The sequence below is a fragment of the Halomonas tibetensis genome (assembly GCF_042643535.1).
Taxonomy (GTDB): Bacteria; Pseudomonadota; Gammaproteobacteria; order Pseudomonadales; family Halomonadaceae; genus Halomonas; species Halomonas tibetensis.
Genome location: NZ_JBHRSQ010000014.1, coordinates 244,674 through 262,454 on the forward strand (window position 1 = coordinate 244,674; position 17,781 = coordinate 262,454).

At 63.1% G+C, this 17,781-nt stretch carries 19 protein-coding genes and 1 pseudogene; 10 read left to right on the plus strand and 10 right to left on the minus strand.

The window, feature by feature from the left end; all coding sequences use genetic code 11:
* Window positions 1–1,029: a patatin-like phospholipase family protein gene (locus tag ACFODV_RS11715; protein WP_379759469.1), complete on the plus strand. Its 1,029-nt coding sequence runs from the start codon at window positions 1–3 to the stop codon at window positions 1,027–1,029.
* Between the two features lie 36 nt (window positions 1,030–1,065).
* On the opposite strand, the gene ACFODV_RS11720 is transcribed toward ACFODV_RS11715, so the two are convergent.
* Complete coding sequence (locus tag ACFODV_RS11720) at window positions 1,066–1,638, minus strand: Smr/MutS family protein (protein WP_379759472.1); 573 nt, start codon at window positions 1,636–1,638, stop codon at window positions 1,066–1,068.
* A gap of 112 nt (window positions 1,639–1,750) precedes the next feature.
* Here ACFODV_RS11720 and prmB point away from each other — a divergent pair, with 112 nt between their 5' ends.
* The 5 genes from prmB to phaC all read left to right on the plus strand — a co-directional run bounded on the left by prmB (window position 1,751) and on the right by phaC (window position 6,895).
* The gene (gene prmB, locus ACFODV_RS11725) at window positions 1,751–2,698 is read left to right on the plus strand and encodes a 50S ribosomal protein L3 N(5)-glutamine methyltransferase (protein WP_379759475.1); all 948 of its coding nucleotides are present in this window, start codon (window positions 1,751–1,753) and stop codon (window positions 2,696–2,698) included.
* Between the two features lie 27 nt (window positions 2,699–2,725).
* On the plus strand, window positions 2,726–3,811 hold the full coding sequence (aroC, locus tag ACFODV_RS11730; RefSeq protein ID WP_379759478.1) for a chorismate synthase: 1,086 nt from the start codon (window positions 2,726–2,728) through the stop codon (window positions 3,809–3,811).
* Window positions 3,812–3,878: 67 nt separating this feature from the next.
* Complete coding sequence (locus tag ACFODV_RS11735) at window positions 3,879–4,373, plus strand: hypothetical protein (RefSeq protein WP_379759481.1); 495 nt, start codon at window positions 3,879–3,881, stop codon at window positions 4,371–4,373.
* A gap of 116 nt (window positions 4,374–4,489) precedes the next feature.
* The gene (locus ACFODV_RS11740) at window positions 4,490–4,918 is read left to right on the plus strand and encodes a phasin family protein (protein ID WP_379759484.1); all 429 of its coding nucleotides are present in this window, start codon (window positions 4,490–4,492) and stop codon (window positions 4,916–4,918) included.
* Window positions 4,919–5,056: 138 nt separating this feature from the next.
* Window positions 5,057–6,895, plus strand: coding sequence for a class I poly(R)-hydroxyalkanoic acid synthase (phaC, locus tag ACFODV_RS11745; RefSeq protein WP_379759487.1), 1,839 nt, complete (start codon window positions 5,057–5,059; stop codon window positions 6,893–6,895).
* A gap of 149 nt (window positions 6,896–7,044) precedes the next feature.
* Here the strand turns inward: phaC and lnt are convergent, their stop codons facing one another.
* The 5 genes from lnt to miaB all read right to left on the minus strand — a co-directional run bounded on the left by lnt (window position 7,045) and on the right by miaB (window position 12,513).
* Entirely contained in the window at window positions 7,045–8,514 is a 1,470-nt protein-coding gene (gene lnt / locus ACFODV_RS11750; protein WP_379759490.1) for an apolipoprotein N-acyltransferase, read from the minus strand.
* 47 nt (window positions 8,515–8,561) lie between these two features.
* Window positions 8,562–9,431, minus strand: coding sequence for an HlyC/CorC family transporter (locus ACFODV_RS11755; protein ID WP_379759493.1), 870 nt, complete (start codon window positions 9,429–9,431; stop codon window positions 8,562–8,564).
* The gene (gene ybeY / locus ACFODV_RS11760; RefSeq protein WP_379759497.1) at window positions 9,428–9,943 is read right to left on the minus strand and encodes an rRNA maturation RNase YbeY; all 516 of its coding nucleotides are present in this window, start codon (window positions 9,941–9,943) and stop codon (window positions 9,428–9,430) included. The genes ACFODV_RS11755 and ybeY overlap by 4 nt, the downstream gene beginning before the upstream one ends.
* Window positions 9,940–11,034, minus strand: a complete 1,095-nt coding sequence (locus ACFODV_RS11765) for a PhoH family protein (RefSeq protein ID WP_379759500.1) — start codon at window positions 11,032–11,034, stop codon at window positions 9,940–9,942. The genes ybeY and ACFODV_RS11765 overlap by 4 nt, the downstream gene beginning before the upstream one ends.
* A 135-nt stretch (window positions 11,035–11,169) precedes the next feature.
* Window positions 11,170–12,513 carry a tRNA (N6-isopentenyl adenosine(37)-C2)-methylthiotransferase MiaB gene (miaB, locus tag ACFODV_RS11770; protein WP_379759503.1) on the minus strand — a complete coding sequence of 448 codons (1,344 nt, stop codon included), beginning with the start codon at window positions 12,511–12,513 and terminating at the stop codon, window positions 11,170–11,172.
* A 209-nt stretch (window positions 12,514–12,722) separates the two neighbouring features.
* Here miaB and ACFODV_RS11775 point away from each other — a divergent pair, with 209 nt between their 5' ends.
* The 3 genes from ACFODV_RS11775 to ACFODV_RS11785 all read left to right on the plus strand — a co-directional run bounded on the left by ACFODV_RS11775 (window position 12,723) and on the right by ACFODV_RS11785 (window position 14,569).
* Window positions 12,723–13,052, plus strand: a complete 330-nt coding sequence (locus tag ACFODV_RS11775; protein ID WP_379759506.1) for a DUF1820 family protein — start codon at window positions 12,723–12,725, stop codon at window positions 13,050–13,052.
* A gap of 241 nt (window positions 13,053–13,293) precedes the next feature.
* Window positions 13,294–13,920 (plus strand): TIGR04211 family SH3 domain-containing protein, encoded by a 627-nt coding sequence (locus tag ACFODV_RS11780; RefSeq protein WP_379759508.1) that lies wholly within the window; start codon window positions 13,294–13,296, stop codon window positions 13,918–13,920.
* A gap of 10 nt (window positions 13,921–13,930) precedes the next feature.
* Complete coding sequence (locus tag ACFODV_RS11785; protein ID WP_379759511.1) at window positions 13,931–14,569, plus strand: thiopurine S-methyltransferase; 639 nt, start codon at window positions 13,931–13,933, stop codon at window positions 14,567–14,569.
* 23 nt (window positions 14,570–14,592) lie between these two features.
* On the opposite strand, the gene ACFODV_RS11790 is transcribed toward ACFODV_RS11785, so the two are convergent.
* Window positions 14,593–15,198, minus strand: coding sequence for a YajG family lipoprotein (locus tag ACFODV_RS11790; protein WP_379759514.1), 606 nt, complete (start codon window positions 15,196–15,198; stop codon window positions 14,593–14,595).
* Between the two features lie 164 nt (window positions 15,199–15,362).
* Here ACFODV_RS11790 and ACFODV_RS11795 point away from each other — a divergent pair, with 164 nt between their 5' ends.
* Window positions 15,363–15,791, plus strand: coding sequence for a GNAT family N-acetyltransferase (locus ACFODV_RS11795; RefSeq protein ID WP_379759517.1), 429 nt, complete (start codon window positions 15,363–15,365; stop codon window positions 15,789–15,791).
* 62 nt (window positions 15,792–15,853) lie between these two features.
* Here ACFODV_RS11795 and msrQ read toward each other — a convergent pair whose 3' ends face one another.
* The 3 genes and pseudogenes from msrQ to ACFODV_RS11810 all read right to left on the minus strand — a co-directional run.
* Window positions 15,854–16,474, minus strand: a complete 621-nt coding sequence (gene msrQ, locus ACFODV_RS11800; RefSeq protein ID WP_379759520.1) for a protein-methionine-sulfoxide reductase heme-binding subunit MsrQ — start codon at window positions 16,472–16,474, stop codon at window positions 15,854–15,856.
* Window positions 16,474–17,490 carry a protein-methionine-sulfoxide reductase catalytic subunit MsrP gene (msrP, locus tag ACFODV_RS11805; RefSeq protein WP_379759523.1) on the minus strand — a complete coding sequence of 339 codons (1,017 nt, stop codon included), beginning with the start codon at window positions 17,488–17,490 and terminating at the stop codon, window positions 16,474–16,476. The genes msrQ and msrP overlap by 1 nt, the downstream gene beginning before the upstream one ends.
* A gap of 118 nt (window positions 17,491–17,608) precedes the next feature.
* A pseudogene (locus ACFODV_RS11810) lies at window positions 17,609–17,781 on the minus strand (IS30 family transposase); the annotation flags it as partial.

A 17,781-nucleotide genomic window follows, 5' to 3' on the forward strand; every position in this document is an offset into this window, starting at 1 on the left:
ATGAGCAAAGCAAAACAGGATGGCAAGCGGGTTGCCCTGGTGCTGGGTAGCGGCGGTGCGCGGGGCTATGCCCATATCGGCGTCATCGATGAGCTCGAGGCGCGAGGCTATGAGATCGTTGCGATCGCCGGCTGTTCCATGGGCGCCCTGATCGGCGGCGTTCATGCGGCCGGCCAGCTCAAGGGTTACCGCGACTGGGTCTGTCGCCTTGATCATTTCGATGTGCTCAAACTGGTGGATGTTGCCTGGAGCTCGATGGGCGCCATGCGTGCCAACAAGGTGATGGACAAGATCGAGGCTCTGGTTGGTGATGTGCTCATCGAGGACCTGTCGATCCCTGTTACCACCGTGGCCACCGACCTTACTCGGCAGCGTGAGGTATGGTTCCAGAGCGGGCCGCTATTGGAAGCGATCCGCGCCTCCATCGCCGTGCCCGGCGTGATTACCCCGGTGCACCGCGGGGATCAGGTGCTGGTGGACGGCGGCCTGCTCAACCCGCTGCCGATCATTCCCACCGTGGCAGCCGATGCCGACTTTGTGCTGGCCGTCAACGCCACCGCGCACAGTCCGCGCCCGGTCACCCTGGAGGAGTTGCTGCCCCCCGATCAGGCAGCCGAGGAGCGTGCTCGCGAAGAGGATCGCGATGCCCAGCGCATCGGCTTCGGCGGCTGGGTCGATGAGGTGAGAAGCACTGCCAGTCGCTGGTTCAATGGTCTGGGTGCGGGCGGTGAAGACGATGACGACGAGAGCGAGGTTGGCATCCGACGCCGCGAGTGGGGAGGGCTGGACATGGTGATGGAGTCCTTTGATATCACCCAGGCAGCCCTGGCGAAGTACAAGGTGGCGGGCTATCCGCCGGACGTGCTGATCGAAGTGCCCAAGACGGTGTGCGGTGCCTACGAGTTTTACCGTGCCGAGGCGCTGATCGCCCTGGGCCACCATCTAACGGCGGAGGCGCTGGACCGCTTTGAGGGACGCAGCCACCCCGGCAGTGTCGAACAGGGCGTGGTGGTGGATCCGCAACGGTGATCCCCGGAAGCGCTCGAGGCGGAAAACTGAGTTGGGTCAGGCCCCACCTCGTCGGCGCAGCAGCACATAAACGGCGCCGGTGCCGCCATCGGCTTCGATGGCCGATGTGAAGGCCAATACGGCCGGCCACTCGCGAAGCCAGGCGTTCACATGGCTTTTGATGACCGGGTAGTCGCTGATAGCGCCCCAGGCCTTGCCGTGGACTACCAATACGCAGCGGCGCCGCTCGGCGCTCGCCTCGCGCAAGAAGGCTTCTAGCTGGGTCCGGGCTTCTTCCAGCGTGTAGCCGTGCAGGTCCAGTCCCGCCTCCCAGGCCAGCTGGCCACGCTTGAGCCGCTGGCGAGTGCGCCAGGGCAGGTCGGGCAGGGAGAACTCCAGATACTCTGAAGGGCGAACGGCCTCGACGCGGCCGTCGGAGGTGCGACCGCTGCCGCCGGCCTCGCCCACGGATTGGGCGGCGGCGCGACGGACGGCGGCGGCCGAATCTTCGCGGCGCGGACGACCGGGGTCGGCACGGTTGGTGCGCAATCGGCGCACCCCAGCCTCTCTCAGCGCCTGGCGAAAAGCGCTGATTTCGTCGTCGTCCGGGCAGTGGCGGTCTCGGCTCATGGCGGTTGGGGCCAGTTGGGTGGATGGGGGCCAGTATAACCAGCGTGACGTGGCTGTGAACCGCCCCGGCGGTTACAATCGGCTCTTCTCGCCGACAACCACAGGACATCACGTGGCCGCCCGCAACAATTCCTTCTCGACTCTGATCCTGCCCGACACCGAGCTGCGCGATGGCTTGGTAACCCTGCGCGACTGCCTGCGCTGGGCGGCCAGCGAGTTTCACCTGGCCGGACTTTTTTACGGCCACGGCACCGAGTCCGCCTGGGACGAGGCGGTGGCACTGACCCTGGGTGCCCTGCATCTGCCCTGGAACGTCGACCCGGGGGTGCTCGAGGCGCGGCTGCTGCACATGGAGCGCACTCGCATCGTGGCCCTGGTGCGAGCCCGCATCGAGACCCGCCGCCCGCTGCCCTACCTGCTGGGCGAGGCCTTCTTTGCCGGCTATCCCTTCGACGTGGACGAGCGGGTACTCATCCCGCGTTCACCTATCGCCGAGCTGATCGAGCACGGTTTCGCCGCCTGGTTCCCCGAGGAACCGCCGGCCCGGGTGCTCGACCTTTGCGCCGGCTCTGGCTGTATTGGCATCGCCACTGCCCTGTATCTGCCCACCTGCGAGGTAGATCTTGGCGATATCAGCCAGGAGGCCCTGGCGGTGGCCCGGCAGAACATCACGCGCCATGACGTGGGCGAGCGGGTAAGAGCCGTCGAGTCCGACCTCTTCGCCGCGCTGCCCGGTTGCTATGATCTTGTCGTCTCCAACCCGCCCTATGTGGATGTCCGCGATCTGGCCACCATGCCTGCTGAGTTTCGCCACGAGCCGGCGCTGGCGCTGGGCGCCGGCAGCGATGGTCTGGATATCGTAAGGCGCATTCTCAGGGAGGCCCGCAAGCACCTGACCGAGCGCGGGGTGCTGATCGTCGAGGTCGGCAACTCCGACCATCATCTGGAGACCGCCTTTCCCGAGGTGCCCTTCCTGTGGCTCGAATTCGAGCGCGGTGGCCAGGGGGTCTTCGCCCTCACTGCCGATGAACTCGACGCCCATGCGGCGTCCTTCGCCTGATCCACGCCCCTTCAAGGAGAAGCGCCCATGTCCGGCAATACTTTCGGCAAGCTGTTCACCGTCACTACCTTTGGCGAGAGCCATGGCCCCGCGCTTGGCGCCGTTGTCGATGGCTGCCCGCCGGGGCTACCCCTCAGCGAGGAGGAGCTGCAGCGTGACCTGGACCGTCGTCGACCGGGCACCTCGCGCCACACCACCCAGCGCCGCGAACCCGACCAGGTGAAGATCCTTTCAGGCGTCTTCGAAGGGGTCACCACCGGCACCTCGATCGGTCTGATGATCGAGAACACCGACCAGCGCTCCAAGGACTACTCGACGATCAAGGATCAGTTCCGCCCGGCCCACGCCGACTACAGCTATCACCACAAGTACGGCATACGCGACTACCGCGGCGGCGGGCGCTCAAGCGCCCGGGAGACCGCGATGCGAGTGGCGGCAGGCGCCATTGCCAAGCTGTACCTGGCCACTCAGGGCATCACCGTTCGCGGCTACATGAGCCAGTTGGGCCCCATCGAGATCGCTTTCAAGGAGTGGGGAGCGGTGCACGACAACCCCTTCTTTTGTCCAGACCCGACTCGGGTGGCAGAGCTCGAGGCCTATATGGACCAGCTACGCCGCGATCAGGACTCCGTGGGCGCGAAGGTCACTGTGGTGGCCGAGGGCGTACCGCCGGGACTCGGCGAGCCGGTGTTTGACCGTCTGGACGCCGAGCTGGCCCACGGCCTGATGAGCATCAACGCGGTGAAGGGCGTGGAGATCGGCGAGGGCTTTGCCTCCGTGGCCCAGCGCGGCAGCGAGCATCGCGATGAGATGACCCCCGAGGGGTTCCTCTCTAACCATGCTGGCGGAGTGCTCGGCGGCATTTCCAGCGGCCAGTCCATCGTCGCCCACCTGGCACTCAAGCCCACCTCAAGTATTACCACTCCGGGGCGCAGCATCGACGTCCATGGCAATGCGGTGGAGGTGATCACCAAGGGGCGACATGACCCCTGCGTGGGCATTCGCGCCACGCCTATCGCCGAAGCGATGATGGCGTTGACGCTGATGGATCATCTGCTTCGCCATCGCGCCCAGAATGCCGAGGTCCGGGTGGAGACGCCGGTGTTGCGTTGAGGAGGGCTCCACCGGTCAGTGAAGGGGCTGCTACACTTTCTGACATCACCATCGCAAGGGTAATGCCATGAAGATCAATGTCGAGTTTGACCTGACCCCCGACGAGTTTCGTCAGTCCCTGGGCCTCCCCGATGTGTCGGTCTTCCAGCAACAAATGCTTGATCAGATCAAGAAGCAGATGGAGTCAGGCGTTGAGGGTTATGACCCCATGAGCCTGATGCAGCCCTACCTGCAACAGTCGGGGATGGGGCAGGGATTGACCCAGGGGCTTTCCCAAGGCCTTTCCCAGGGCCTGTCCAGCTTCGGTACCTACCAGCAGATGATGCTTGATATGCTCAAGCAGGCCGGACAGAGCGCGCCGAAAGACAAGTCGAGCGAGGCCAGTGCACCAAAGAGCGATGGAGCGCCCACCAGCCGCGCGTCTACTGCATCAGCAGGATCCACTGATTCCGCTGGGTCTTCTGCTTCATCGAGCGATTCGGGCAAGGCGACCGAGAGCGATGGCGCAGCGGAGAAGAACACTGCGACTGCCCGGTCTCGGGCAAAACCCAAAAGCCAGTAGTTCCGTTAGCCTTTCATCGTCTTGCAACATGCAGCATGGCAGACTACGCTTTGTGCAATGCAACATGATGTCGGGCTTGCCGCCCGTCAACCGTATATTTTTCGGGAGTAACCACCATGCAAGACAAGATGATTGAAAACTTCAACGAGCAGACTCGCCAGTTTTTCGAGCCGATGCGCAAGCTCAACTCCTTGATGCTGGACAACATGGAGAAGCTTACCCAACACCAGATGGAGTCCATGAAGCGCTACAGCCAGCTGGGCACCGAGCGTCTCCGTGATGCCAGCGATGTGAGCGATGCCGATTCCATGCAGGCTTTCAGTGCTCGCCAGACCGAGGTGATGAACCAGATGTCTCAGCAGATGCTCGAAGACGCCAAGGCGCTCTCCGAGATGAGCATGGAGTTCAAGACAGAACTGGAGACGCTGTTCGCCGAGCAGGCCAAGCTGACCGAAAAGGTCGCAGCCAAGGCCGCTGCCGGCGGCGAGCCGGACAAGTCCGAAACCGCCAAGGCCACTTCCGCGCGCGGTGCCAGCAAGAGCTGAGCCGGCGTTGCCGGATGAACGCCCAGCGGCATGCCCAAGTGTGCCGCTGGTCAGGCCGCTGCTCGTTTGACACGGGTGGCGAGTTTTTGTTTTTTGTAGCCGGAACCCAGAGGGTGATCGGCGCGCCAGGAGGGGTCAATGCAGCCAGGGGTTGAAGCACCGACACAGGCCGAGCTAGAGGCGTGGAACGCCCAGCTCAAGGATATCGGCGAAGAGTATCGCGCTTTGATGAGCGATCTGCTGGAGAAAATGGTGCCCAGCGATGCCGCCGATTCCGTCTACGGAGATATGCGTGACAGCTTCCAGGCAGCGGCCGAGTCGCTGATGGGCAATCCCCATCAGCTTTGGCAGACCCAGGCGCGGCTGATGCAGGATCAGTTCCAGCTATGGCAGAACGGCATGCGCTCCATGGCCGGCGAGCAGGTCGAGCCGCTGGTGACGCCCGCAAAGGGTGATCGCCGGTTCAAGGACGATGCCTGGGTCAGCGATCCCTATTACCTGTCGATCATGCAGCAGTACCTGCTCTTCTCGCGCACGATCGAAGAGTTGATCGAAGGCCTCGATATGCCTGCAGATCAGAAGCACCGGCTCAGCTTCTACTCGCGCCAGATGGTCAATGCCATGGCGCCGACCAACTTCGTGTCCACCAACCCCGAGGTGATGCGCAAGACCATCGAGACTCGCGGCCAGAATCTGGTCGATGGACTCGCCAGGCTGCGTGAGGACCTGGGTAATTCCGCCGAAGGACTGAACGTCACCATGACCGACCGCAGCGCCTTCGAGGTCGGCCGCAACATCGCCGTGACGCCGGGTTCAGTGGTCTACGAGAATGAACTGATTCAACTGATCCAGTACACCCCAACCACCGAGGAGGTCTTCAAGACCCCTCTGCTGGTTATACCGCCCTGGATCAACAAGTATTACATCCTTGATCTGCGCGAAGACAATTCCATGGTCAAGTGGCTGGTTGGCCAGGGCCACACCGTGTTCCTGATCTCTTGGCGCAACCCGGGTCCTGCCCAGCGCGACCTCACCTGGGCAGACTTCATGCAGCTTGGGCCCATCGACGCCATGGAGGCGATCGAGCAGGCCACCGGTGAAAAGTCCGTCAACATGTTGAGCTATTGTGTGGGTGGGACCCTGGCCGCCTCCACCGTGGCCTATCTGACCAGTACACGTCGCGGACGTAAGGTGAAGTCGGTCACCTACATGACTACCCTGCAGGATTTCCGCGATCCGGGAGAAATCGGTGTCTTTCTCTCCGAGCCGGTGCTTCAGGGTATTGAAGAGAAGATGGAGAGTGACGGCTATCTGGACGGCCGTGTCATGGCCTTCAGCTTTAATCTGTTGCGCGAGAATGACTTGTTCTGGTCGTTCTACATCAACAACTATCTCAAGGGGGACGTGCCGGCGCCCTTCGACCTGCTCTACTGGAATACTGACGGCACCAACCTGCCGGCGGCCACCCACGGCTGGTACCTGCGCCACATGTACATGGAGAATCGCCTGGTCGAGCCCGGCGGTATCGAGTTGGACGGGGTCAAGATCGACCTGCGAAAAGTTTCCATCCCGAGCTATTTTCTCTCTGCCCGCGAAGACCATATCGCCAAGTGGAACAGCACCTACTACGGTGCGCTGTTGCCCAAGGGTCCGGTCAAGTTCGTGCTGGGCGGTTCAGGCCATATTGCAGGGGTCGTCAACCCGCCCCACAAGAACAAGTATGGCTACTGGATCAACGACGCTCTGCCCGAGACGCACGAAGAGTGGCTCGCTGGCGCTGAGCAGCACGAAGGCTCCTGGTGGCCCCACTGGCAGTCGTGGATTACCGAGAATGGCTATGCTGACACCGAGAAGATGGTCCTGGCTCGCCAGCCGGGCGATGGTGAACTCGATATCCTCGAGCCGGCCCCCGGCCGGTACGTCAAAATGACCATTCCGGAAGTGCTGGGCGAAATCCCGCCTTCGTCGGAAGCCTGAAGCGGCCGGGCCCCGCCCGGTGCCTTATGCCACAGGCTTGATGCTTAAAGAATAACGCCCCCGCAGCGATTGAGTTGCGGGGGCGTTTGCCATGGAAAGACCGTGGAAAGAGGCGGATTCTCGCTTGCGGCCAGCTTACGGCTTACGGCTTACGGTTTGTGGAGCAGGCGCAGGCCGGGCAGTACTAGCAGTAAGGCAAGCAGCCAGGCAGGCCAACTGCCGGTGCGAGTGAAGGGGGTAAACCCGCGCATGGGGACGGCTTCGCCGGTGATGCTGGCCACCTCGAACTGTGGCGCGCGGGCGGTGATACGGCCTCTGGGGTCGACGATCACGGTCACCCCGTTGCTGGTGGCACGAATCAGATAGCGGCCGTTTTCCAGCGCGCGAAGCCGGGCCATCTGCAGGTGTTGGAGGGGTCCGATGGATTCTCCGAACCAGGTGTCGTTGGAGACCGTCATCAGCAATTCGCTGTCCCTGGCGCGTTCGGCCACCAGATCGGCATAGATGATCTCGTAGCAGATGGCGTTGCCGATGGTGGTGCCGGCGACGCGCATCGGCGCCTGACCCGAGGGCCCCCGGGTCATGGCCGGCATCGGCAAGTCGAAGAAGGCGATGGTGCCGGCGAGCAGGCTCTCCAGGGGCAAGTACTCGCCGAAGGGCACCAGATGTTCCTTGCGGTACTCTCCCTCTGCCTCGCCCAGGGCGATTACGCTGTTGAAGTAGCTCCCCTCGGCGTCGCGCTGCAGGATACCGGTGAGCAGAGCGGTGCCGGGAGACAGGTTGGACTGCACTCGTTCGAGGATCGGTCGCGCCTGATCCTCGAACATCGGCAGCGCCGCCTCGGGCCAGACGATCAGGTCCACGGCGTCGGGCTGGGCGCGGGTCAGCTCGCTGTAGGTGTTGGCCGCCTCGCGCTGGCCCTCGGGTGTCCACTTGATCAGCTGGTCCAGGTTGCCCTGCAGCAGGGCAACCCGCAGTGGCTCGCCGGCAGGCTGGGTCCATTGCGTCGGCAGCAGTGCCAGCGGTACGAGCCATAGAGCGGCCACCGGGGCAGTGGTCCACCAGCGCCTCGCCAGGAACTCCACCAGCAGGGTGCCGGTGAGCGCGGTGATCAGCGACAGCAGGTAGACCCCGCCGATGGGCGCCCAGGGCGCCAGTGGTGAATCCACGTGGGCGCTGCCGAGCAGCAGCCAGGGAAAGCCAGTGAACAGCCAGGTACGCAGCCACTCGCCCAGGACCCAGGCGCCGGCAAATGAGAGAAAGGCCAGTCGCGGCCCGCAAAGGCGGCGATAGAGCCACAGGGTCACCGCCAGGAAAAGCGCCATGCTGGCCACGAATAACGCGGTAAGGAACACCGCCAGGGGCACCCCGGTGTAGCCGTAGTCGTGGATTGAGACGTAGACCCAGGAGGTGCCGGAGCCGAACAGCCCAAGGCCATAGCACCAGCCGCGCAGGGCGGCTTGGCCGGGTGTCAGCGCGTGAATACCCAGGTAGAGCAAACCCACGGCCACCGGACCTAGCCACCACAGCTCGAAAGGGGAGGCGGTGAGAGTGGTCAATACGCCGGCCGCCAGGGCGAGCAGGCAGCCGAGCAGGGGGGAGAAGCGAAGCTCAGACATCGAGACCGTCCGTGTCATGCTCTATACGAGAGCCGGGTTTCATGGACTCAGGCGTCGTCAGACCCTTCACAAGGCTCGGCTTCCAGCAGCCGGATGCGTCGATTGTCGGCGTTGAGCACGATGAAGCGCCAGCCGCCGATCTCCGTATGCTCGCCGCGGCCGGGTAGATGGCCGAAGCGCTGCATTACCAGGCCACCGAGGGTATCGAACTCCTCGTCGGAGAACCGAGTGTCAAAACGCTCGTTGAAATCCTCGATGGGGGTCAGGGCCCGGATGGCGTAGCGACCGTCGCCCAGCTCGCGGATATCCTCTTCCTCGTCGGTGTCGTGCTCGTCCTCGATCTCGCCGACGATCTCCTCGAGGATATCCTCGATAGTGACGATGCCCGCGGTGCCGCCATACTCGTCCACCACAATCGCCATATGGTTATGGGTGTCCTGGAATTCCTTGAGCAGACTGTTGAGCCGCTTGGACTCCGGCACGAACAGCGCCGTTCGCACCACCTCCTCGAGGCGGAAGGGGCGGCCATTCTGTTGGCCGCTCTGGAGCAGCGGCAGCAGGTCCTTGGCCAGCATGATGCCCTTGACCTCGTCGAGGTTCTCGCCGATCACCGGATAGCGTGAGTGACCGGCCTCGAGGATGATTGGCAGGTAATCCTCCAGCGGCTGGTCGAGGCCGATGGCGGTGACCTGAGAGCGAGGGATCAGCACCTCGCGCACCTGCTGGTCACTGATCTTCAGGGCGCCCTCGATGATCATCATGGCATCCTGCTCGAGCTTCAGGCGACTGGCCGCCTGGCGCAGGAAGGCGAGCAATTCGTCGCGGGAACTTGGCTCGTCGCTTTCGCCGGACAGGGCGTTGAACACTTTTTCCAGCCAGGATCGGCCGCCCTGGCCGCTCGATCGGTCTTCGCTCATGGGTGGGGTCTCTTGTCCTCGGTAGCAGCGTCTTTGCCGGCAGTGCTGCCGGCTTCACGATAGGGGTCGTCGATGCCGAGGCTGGCTAGGATCTCGCGCTCAAGTGACTCCATGGCCTCAGCTTCGGCATCCTCGATATGATCATGGCCCAGCAAGTGCAGAGTGCCATGCACCACCATGTGAGCGTAGTGATCGCGCAGGCCCTTGTCCTGTTCGATGGCCTCGGCCGCTACCACCGGGTGGCAAATCACCAGGTCGCCGAGCAGGGGGAGGTCCACGCCGGGCGGACACTCGAAGGGAAAGGAGAGCACGTTGGTGGGTCGGTCATGACCGCGGTAGTCACGGTTCAGCTGTCGACATTCCTCGGCGTCGACCAGGCGGACGGTCAGTTCGCTGTCGACGGCCACTTCATGGCGTCCAAGCGCGGCGCCGATCCAGGCCTCGAGTTCGGCTTGGATCGGCAGTCCCTCGGCCTCAACGGCCACCTGGCGATCGACCCGGGGATGGCTCATGACTCGCCACGCTCCCGGTCAAGGCGTTCCTGACGTTCCTGGCGCTCAAGGCGCAGCGCCTCTCGCTCAAGGTCCTTGGCTTCCTTGCGGGCGCGCTCGGCAACCTCTTGTCCGGCTTCGAAATGATCGTAGGCTTCGATGATGCGCTGGACTAGCGGATGGCGAACCACGTCCTTGGCGGCAAAGTGGGTGGTGCCGATCCCCGGTGTTCCCTTCAGGACCTCGAGTACCTGGATCAGCCCCGAGGTTTGACCGCGGGGCAGATCGACCTGGGTCACATCGCCGGTGATCACCGCGGTGGAGCCGAATCCGATACGAGTCAGGAACATCTTCATCTGCTCCCGGGTGGTGTTCTGACTCTCGTCGAGGATGATGAAGGCGTTGTTGAGAGTGCGCCCGCGCATGTAGGCCAGCGGTGCGATCTCGATCACCTGCCGCTCGATCAGCTTGGCCACCTGCTCGAAGCCGATCATCTCGTAAAGCGCGTCGTACAGCGGACGCAGGTAGGGGTCAATCTTCTGGGCCAGGTCGCCGGGCAGGAAACCGAGCTTCTCGCCGGCCTCGACCGCCGGGCGTACCAGCAGGATGCGACGTACTTCCTGCTGGTTGAGCGCCTCCACCGCGGCGGCTACGGCCAGATAGGTTTTGCCGGTGCCGGCCGGACCGATGCCAAAGTTGATGTCGTGGGCGCGGATGCTCTGCACGTAGGACTGCTGGTTGAGACCCCGGGGCTTGATCAGGGTGCGCGGCGTGCGCAGCAGCACCTCGTCGCCGCTCTCACTGTCCTCGTCTTCCTCCAGGGCCTCGAGTCCGGATTCCTGCAGGAAGAGGTGCACCGTGTCCGGGTCAAGGTCGCTGGCCTCGGTCTCCCGGTACAGGTGTTCGAGCAGGTTGGCTGCGGCCTTGACCCGATGGATGGGCCCCGCCAGCTGAAAGATGTTGCCGCGGTTGCGCAGGGTGATACCGAGGCGCGCTTCCACCAGCTTGATGTGCTCGTCTCGCTGGCCGCAAAGGTTGGCCAGGCGGCGGGGGTCATTGGGCTCAAGATTGAGAGTGATGATGCGGTTGGCCGGAGTGGTTGGCTGGCTCAAGACTGGCGAATCCCGTGGATGATGAATTTAAGGCAGCTTACTGCCCCGGTGCGCGCCAGGGCAATGCAAAGGGAGTTTCGTAGATTCTGCCAGGGCATAAAGCAGGGGGCGCCGTGCGTTGTAACCCCAGCTGCGTCAATAGAATTCCGGCGAGGCGAGTTCGCCGCGCAGGGAGTTGGGAAGCGCTTCGGTGATCTCCACGTCGACAAAATAGCCAATCAGCTCGGTGGGGTTGGCGGCTCGAAAATTAACCACTCGATTGTTCTCGGTGCGACCGGAGAGCTGACCCGGATCGCGGGGGGAGAAACCGGTGACCAGAATACGCTGGGTCGTGCCCACCATGTGCCGGCTGATCTGAGTTGCCTGTTGGATGATGCGCTCCTGGAGGATCGCCAGGCGCTTCTTCTTTACCGCTTCCGGGGTGTCGTCCGCCAGGCTGGCCGCCGGTGTGCCGGGGCGGGCTGAGTAGACGAAGCTGAAGGAGTGATCAAAGCCGATCTGGCCGATCAGCGCCATGGTGGCTTCAAAGTCTGCCTCGGTTTCACCGGGGAAACCGATGATGAAGTCGGACGAGAAGCTGATATCTGGACGCAGCGCGCGGATACGCTCCATCTTCTCGATGTACTCTCCCGCGGTGTGGCCGCGCTTCATGGCCGAAAGGATGCGGTCGGAGCCGGACTGAACCGGAAGGTGCAGGTGGCTGACCAGCTCGGGGATCTCGCCGAAGGCCTCGATCAGGCTGTCGGTGAACTCCACCGGGTGTGAGGTGGTGAAACGAATACGGTCGATCCCTTCCAGGGCCGCCACGCAGCCAATCAGCTCGGCCAGGTCGATCTCGTCGCCCAGCTGATTGAGGCCTCGATAGGCGTTGACGTTCTGCCCCAGCAGGTTGATCTCGCGCACGCCCTGTCCGGCCAGGTGAATCACCTCGTCCATCACCGCCTCGAAGGGGCGCGAAACCTCTTCGCCGCGGGTATAGGGCACTACGCAAAAGCTGCAGTACTTGGAGCAGCCTTCCATGATCGAGACGAAGGCGGTAGCGCCGTCGGAGCTCGGCTTGGGCAGGTGATCAAACTTCTCGATTTCCGGAAAGGTGACGTCCACTACCGAGATCTGATCCTGCTGGCGGGCGTCGAGCATCGCGGGCACCCGATGCAGAGTCTGGGGGCCGAACACCATGTCCACATGGGGTGCTCGCTTGCGCAGGGCCTCCCCCTCCTGGCTCGCCACGCAGCCGCCGACGCCGATCACCAGGTCAGGATTGGCCTCCTTGAGCTTCTTCCAGCGACCGAGCTGGTGAAACACTTTTTCCTGTGCCTTTTCACGGATCGAGCAGGTGTTGAGCAGAATGACGTCGGCTTCGCGCTCGTCGTCGGTGAGCTCTAGCCGGTGGGATTCGCCGAGCAGATCCGCCATGCGTGCGGAGTCGTACTCGTTCATCTGGCAGCCGTGCGTCTTGATGAAGAGTTTCTTCGCCATAAGAGTAGGGTCGTGGCGCCAGGCGCCCGACGTCTGTCACCAGTGGATGAAAGGGGGGATATCGTGAACTCTAGGCCGCGGCGGACCCGAAAAGTGATGTTTTATTATACGCGTCGCCCGGCGACGGGGCCAGCATGGGCCGCCGGCTGCGGGATTGTGCTACGCTTGCCCCTCTTGTGGGAACACCGGTTCGAGGGACACTCAGCACCATGGCGGCGAAGCCTATCTATCGGGTGGTTTTCCACCAGCAGGAAGAAGTGTGGGAGCTCTATGCTCGCGAAATCTTTCAGAGCGACCTGTGGGGTTTCATTGAGGTCGAGGAGTTCGTCTTTGGGGACGCCTCTCGACTCGTGGTGGACCCCTCAGCGGACAAGCTGCGGCACACCTTCGAGGGCGTTATCCGCAGCTACCTGCCCCTCAATGCCATTGTGCGCATTGATGAAGTGGAACGGGAAGGCTCGCCTCGAGCGGTGAAGAGCAACAGCCGGGTGGCCGAATTCCCGCGTCCCTTTTCGCCGCCGCCTCCTCCGGAGCGCTGAGGAACGCTGGTCATGAAATGATCAGCAGGGCGCAGGGCAGGCGTCGCGCCGAGGTTGGACGTCCGTCCAGTGGTTGTCCCGCTACTTGTCCACAGGAGCTGTGGAGAAGTTTCCGTTGGAAAACGGTCGATCCTTTTCGAGAGAGATCGGCCGTCTCATCGTAGCGGCGTCGGCAGGAAGCCTGCGCCTGACACAGGTCGCGCCAGAGTGGAAATCCGCCAGCTTTAGCCAGGACAACGGCATGACACGACACGACATCAGACGACTCAGCATGGGCTTTGCCCTGGGGCTTTTCGCCTTTCCCCTGCAGGCCCAGCAGAACGACACGACCCACTGGGTCAGCGACTCTCTTACTACCTACGTGCGCAGCGGTCCCACCGACGGCTATCGGATTGTCGGCACCCTCATCGCCGGCGAACCGGTAACCCTGCTGGAGACCAGCGGTGACTATAGTCGCGTGCAGAACGCCGACGGCAACACCGTTTGGGTACTCTCCAGCGAGCTGCAGGATTCTCCCGGCGCTCAGATGCGCGTGCCGGAACTGGAGCAGCAGGTGGCCGAGCTCTCGGGGGAGCTCGATAGCATCAACGAGCAGTGGGAGAACCGCACCTCCGCCCAGCGCGAGGCCCTGGAGACCCAAGAAGCTCGCATCGTTGAGCTCGAGGAGCGCAATCAGGCGTTGGACGCCGAGTCCGAGCAGTCGCGTCAGACCATTCGTCAGCTCCAGGCCCGCCTGGACACTCAGGAGGAAGATCTGTTGATGCGCTACTTCATGTACGGCGGCGGAGTGGCCGGCGCCGGCCTGCTGGTAGGGCTGATCGTTCCCCATCTGCCGCGCCGCAAGCGCAAGCGCGATCGCTGGTTCTGAGGAGCGGGGCATGGCCAACGAATGGCTTGAGCGCTGGCGTGAGGGGCGCATCGGCTTTCACCGCGATCGCCCTCATCCGCTGCTGGTGACGCATTGGCCGGGCCTGCAGGTCAGACCCGGCGCCAAGGTGCTGGTGCCTTTATGCGGCAAGAGCCTTGATATGCGTTGGCTGGCCAGCGGTGATCATCCGGTGCTGGGGATCGAGCTGGCACCGGAAGCCATCGAGCAGTTCGTGGCCGAGGGGCAGGGCGTCGTCACCCGCTACCATCAGGCGGGATTTCAGATATGCCGCCAGGGCAACGTGGAACTGTGGCAGGGGGACTTTTTCCACTTCCATATCCAGCAGGCGGCTGAGATAGGGGCTTTCTACGATCGTGCTTCGCTGATCGCTTTGCCCCCGGCCACCCGCCAGCGCTACGCCTTTCACCTGGCCCAGCTGGTGCCGCCGGGCAGTCGCGGTCTTCTGATCAGCCTCGAACGCGGAACGGGCGATGCGGGTGGGCCGCCTTACAGCGTGTCGAACGAGGAGGTGCATGGGCTATTCGACTCTAACTTCCGAGTTACCTTGCTGGCACAGGGCGAGCCGGAGGCGGGAAGCGGCTTTCGCGAGAGCGCCTGGGCGCTATTGCGCCGCGGGCCGCTGGAATAGTCGACCTCATGACGTAGTCAAACTCAGCGAGCCAGCAGGCGGCCCAATTCGGGATCCCGGAAGGCACGGTCGAGGCCATCGGAGAGCAGATCGTTGACCATGCGGGCATTGGTGTCGCGATCCGGTCGCACGGCAAAGCTCTGGGTGCGTCGAGATGTATAGGTGCCTGTGTAGGTGTTGACGCCGTTGACCGCCTCGGCGATGAGCACCGACTCCAGACGCGCCTCGTCGATCACCGGGCGGCTCTGGCCGCGCTCGTACCCCAGATGCTCCAGGGTGAGGGTCAGGCTGGGACGTCCCGGCGCATTCTCGGCGGTGGGGCTGAAGCCCATGTCGCGCAGCGCGCGCTCGGCTTCGCGCTGCAGGCTTGGCACCAGCTCATGGGCGTTGACCGTGATGGTGGCGGTCGACATGGCGCTTCCGGTGCGGGTGCCGATCACTTCGCTGTCGCGGCCGTCCACGGCGATCACCGTGATTGCCTGGCCGTTGCCGGTGACCGGCACCTCAGCGCTGCGCTGGGGGTTGAGCTGCAGATAGTGGGGGCTGGCACAGGCGCTGAGCAGGCCAGCGGTCAGGAGTCCCGCGGAGAGACGAAGCAAAAAGGTATGAAGGGGGCGGGGACAATGCATAAGAGAACTCCCTGGGGCGACGAAGGTGACGTTCGGGCAAGCAGTATATCCCCCAGCATCAGGTCCCGGAATTGCTCGGGCAGGGGCGGTGCCTCAACGGTACACTGAAGAGATGAGCCCCACGATGACACATGCTGGCTGGTTCCGCCCGATGGAGAAGAGCGATGATTCGTCCCGCCGTCCCCTGTGAGATTCCGCTGTTGGCCGACATCTGGCTGCGCGCCTCGCGTTGGGCCCATGACTTCGTCCCAGCGGCGTACTGGGAGTCTCACCTCGATGCCATGGTGGAAGAGCGGTTGCCCGGCGCCGAGGAGCTGCTGGTGCTGGAGGTGGAGAGCAGAGTAATCGGCTTTGCCGCCCTCAATGGTGAACATCTCGAGGCCCTGTTCGTCGATCCCGAGGTGCAGAGCTACGGCCACGGCTCACGGCTGATGGCTCATGCCATGGCCCATCATTCACGGCTGTCTCTGTGTGTCTTCTCGCGCAATGTGCGCGCGGTCTCCTTTTACCGGCGCCTGGGCTTCCAGGTGGTCGAGGAACGCATCGAGCCGCTTACCGGAGAGGCCGAGACCCTGATGGCCTGGCAGCCATGAAGCGAGGGGGGCGTCGGTAATTAGGATGCGCTGGATAAGGCATCATTCAAGGGCGGCTGGATCTAGGTGCGACTGAACCGGTGGCGAAGCCTGGGAAGCGTACGAGCCACCGGCGGCAGGCGGGTCGCCATGACCAGCGCCGCCAGGGCGGCATACATCGCCCACTCTCCCAGGTCGGCGCGTACCACCCAGAAGAAGTGCAGCAGTGCCAGCCCTAAAATGGGGTAGGAGAGTTTGTGCAGGGGTTTCCAGCGTTTGCCCAGGCGGCGCATTGCCCAACGACTGGATGTGGCGCCCAGCACGGCAAGGCCGATCAATGCCAGCATGCCGACAATCATGTAGGGTCGCTTTACCAGTTCACTACCCAACAGCGCCCAGTCAAGCCCCAGAATAAACAAGGCATAGCTGAGCATATGGAGGCTGGCATAGGCGAGTGTCCAGAGGCCCAGCTGCCGCCGAATCAGTGCAAAGCCCTTCCACCGAGTGAGCTTGGTCAATGGCGTCAGGCTCAGGGTGAGTAACAACATCCAAAGCGCGCCAATGCCGATATTCAGTAGCAGATAGCGTCCCGGCTCGGGGCCAGCGGCATTGACCGCCACCTGCCAGCCCCACACAAGCAGTGGTGTGAGCGCCGCCAGGAAGACCCCCACTCGCCAGAGCAGCCACAAGCGCTGCGCTGACATCAATAGTGTTTCCTCAAGTCCAACCCCGCATACAGCTCGGCGACGTCATCGGCGTAGCCGTTGAACATTAGGGTGTCCATGGTATTGGTGCGGAAGAGGCTATTGGGCAAGCGACGCTCGGTCGCCTGGCTCCAGCGGGGGTGGTCAACCTCTGGATTGACATTGGCGTAGAAGCCGTATTCGTCGGGGGCGATCAGCTGCCAGGAATTGACCGGCTGTTCTTCCACCAGCGAGATGCGAACGATCGATTTGATGCTCTTGAAGCCGTACTTCCAGGGCACCACCAAGCGCAAGGGAGCCCCATTCTGGTTGGGGAGTTCGCGGCCATACATCCCCATGGCGAGCAGCGTCAACGGATGCATGGCTTCGTCCATGCGTAGCCCTTCCACATAGGGCCAGTCGATCAGCGAGAACGATGAGCGCTGCCCAGGCATCTGCTCAGGGTCCACCAGAGTTTCAAAGCGTACGTAATTGGCCTTGCTGGTGGGCTCGGCGCGTTTGATCACTTCGGCCAGGGGGATGCCCAGCCAGGGAATGACCATCGACCAGGCCTCTACGCAGCGCAGGCGGTAGATGCGCTCCTCGAACTGGGATGGCTTGGCGATGTCCTCGAGGGAAAAGCGGCCCCCCTTGTTGACCTCGCCATCCACTACCACGCTCCAGGGCTCGGTCTTCAAGCTGCCTGCGCGGCGTGCGGGGTCGGTCTTGCCAGAGCCAAACTCGTAGAAGTTGTTGTAGCCGCTGGCATCGTCAAAGGGGGTGAGCGTATCTTTTTCCGGGTCGCCAGGCGTGACGGCTTTCCACTGTGTTGCGCTTATTTTTTCTTTTAACCACCCGGGTGGGCTGCCCTCGGGAACATCCGAGTAGTCGGCATTGGCACGCACGTTGCCGGAAAGGGCAAGCCCCGCGCCCAGGCCCGCGACGCCACCCATGAACCGTCGGCGTGAGAGATAGACAGATTCCGGGGTTACATCGAAATCGTGCAGGTCACTCGGTTTAGCGATCTTTATCATCATGTGGCGTCACCAGCTGAAGATGAATTACGTCATTGATGACACTGACCGCTAGGTGTCTCGCAAAGTTCACGGCGGGGTTCCTTGGGAGCGGGGGCGGTCTCAAGTTCCAAGCGCAACACTATTGAAGGGTGCTCGGGCCACTAACCGATTTCTTGAGCACCTCAGCGTAAACTTCCAGCGGCGTGCGCCAGTCCAATGTCTTGCGCGGCCGCGTGTTCAGTGAGTCCGCGATCTCGTCGAGTTCTTCCTGGCTGTAGACGGAGAGGTCCGTGCCCTTCGGCAGGTACTGCC

What these genes read in the sequence shown, in the direction of transcription:
- ACFODV_RS11715 (WP_379759469.1), top strand. Translation starts at nt 1, where the DNA reads ATGAGCAAAGCAAAACAGGATGGCAAGCGGGTTGCCCTGGTGCTGGGT.
- ACFODV_RS11720 (WP_379759472.1), bottom strand. Translation starts at nt 1,638, where the DNA reads ATGAGCCGAGACCGCCACTGCCCGGACGACGACGAAATCAGCGCTTTT.
- aroC (WP_379759478.1), top strand. Translation starts at nt 2,726, where the DNA reads ATGTCCGGCAATACTTTCGGCAAGCTGTTCACCGTCACTACCTTTGGC.
- ACFODV_RS11735 (WP_379759481.1), top strand. Translation starts at nt 3,879, where the DNA reads ATGAAGATCAATGTCGAGTTTGACCTGACCCCCGACGAGTTTCGTCAG.
- ACFODV_RS11740 (WP_379759484.1), top strand. Translation starts at nt 4,490, where the DNA reads ATGCAAGACAAGATGATTGAAAACTTCAACGAGCAGACTCGCCAGTTT.
- phaC (WP_379759487.1), top strand. Translation starts at nt 5,057, where the DNA reads ATGCAGCCAGGGGTTGAAGCACCGACACAGGCCGAGCTAGAGGCGTGG.
- lnt (WP_379759490.1), bottom strand. Translation starts at nt 8,514, where the DNA reads ATGTCTGAGCTTCGCTTCTCCCCCCTGCTCGGCTGCCTGCTCGCCCTG.
- ACFODV_RS11755 (WP_379759493.1), bottom strand. Translation starts at nt 9,431, where the DNA reads ATGAGCGAAGACCGATCGAGCGGCCAGGGCGGCCGATCCTGGCTGGAA.
- ybeY (WP_379759497.1), bottom strand. Translation starts at nt 9,943, where the DNA reads ATGAGCCATCCCCGGGTCGATCGCCAGGTGGCCGTTGAGGCCGAGGGA.
- miaB (WP_379759503.1), bottom strand. Translation starts at nt 12,513, where the DNA reads ATGGCGAAGAAACTCTTCATCAAGACGCACGGCTGCCAGATGAACGAG.
- ACFODV_RS11775 (WP_379759506.1), top strand. Translation starts at nt 12,723, where the DNA reads ATGGCGGCGAAGCCTATCTATCGGGTGGTTTTCCACCAGCAGGAAGAA.
- ACFODV_RS11780 (WP_379759508.1), top strand. Translation starts at nt 13,294, where the DNA reads ATGACACGACACGACATCAGACGACTCAGCATGGGCTTTGCCCTGGGG.
- ACFODV_RS11785 (WP_379759511.1), top strand. Translation starts at nt 13,931, where the DNA reads ATGGCCAACGAATGGCTTGAGCGCTGGCGTGAGGGGCGCATCGGCTTT.
- ACFODV_RS11790 (WP_379759514.1), bottom strand. Translation starts at nt 15,198, where the DNA reads ATGCATTGTCCCCGCCCCCTTCATACCTTTTTGCTTCGTCTCTCCGCG.
- ACFODV_RS11795 (WP_379759517.1), top strand. Translation starts at nt 15,363, where the DNA reads ATGATTCGTCCCGCCGTCCCCTGTGAGATTCCGCTGTTGGCCGACATC.
- msrQ (WP_379759520.1), bottom strand. Translation starts at nt 16,474, where the DNA reads ATGTCAGCGCAGCGCTTGTGGCTGCTCTGGCGAGTGGGGGTCTTCCTG.
- msrP (WP_379759523.1), bottom strand. Translation starts at nt 17,490, where the DNA reads ATGATGATAAAGATCGCTAAACCGAGTGACCTGCACGATTTCGATGTA.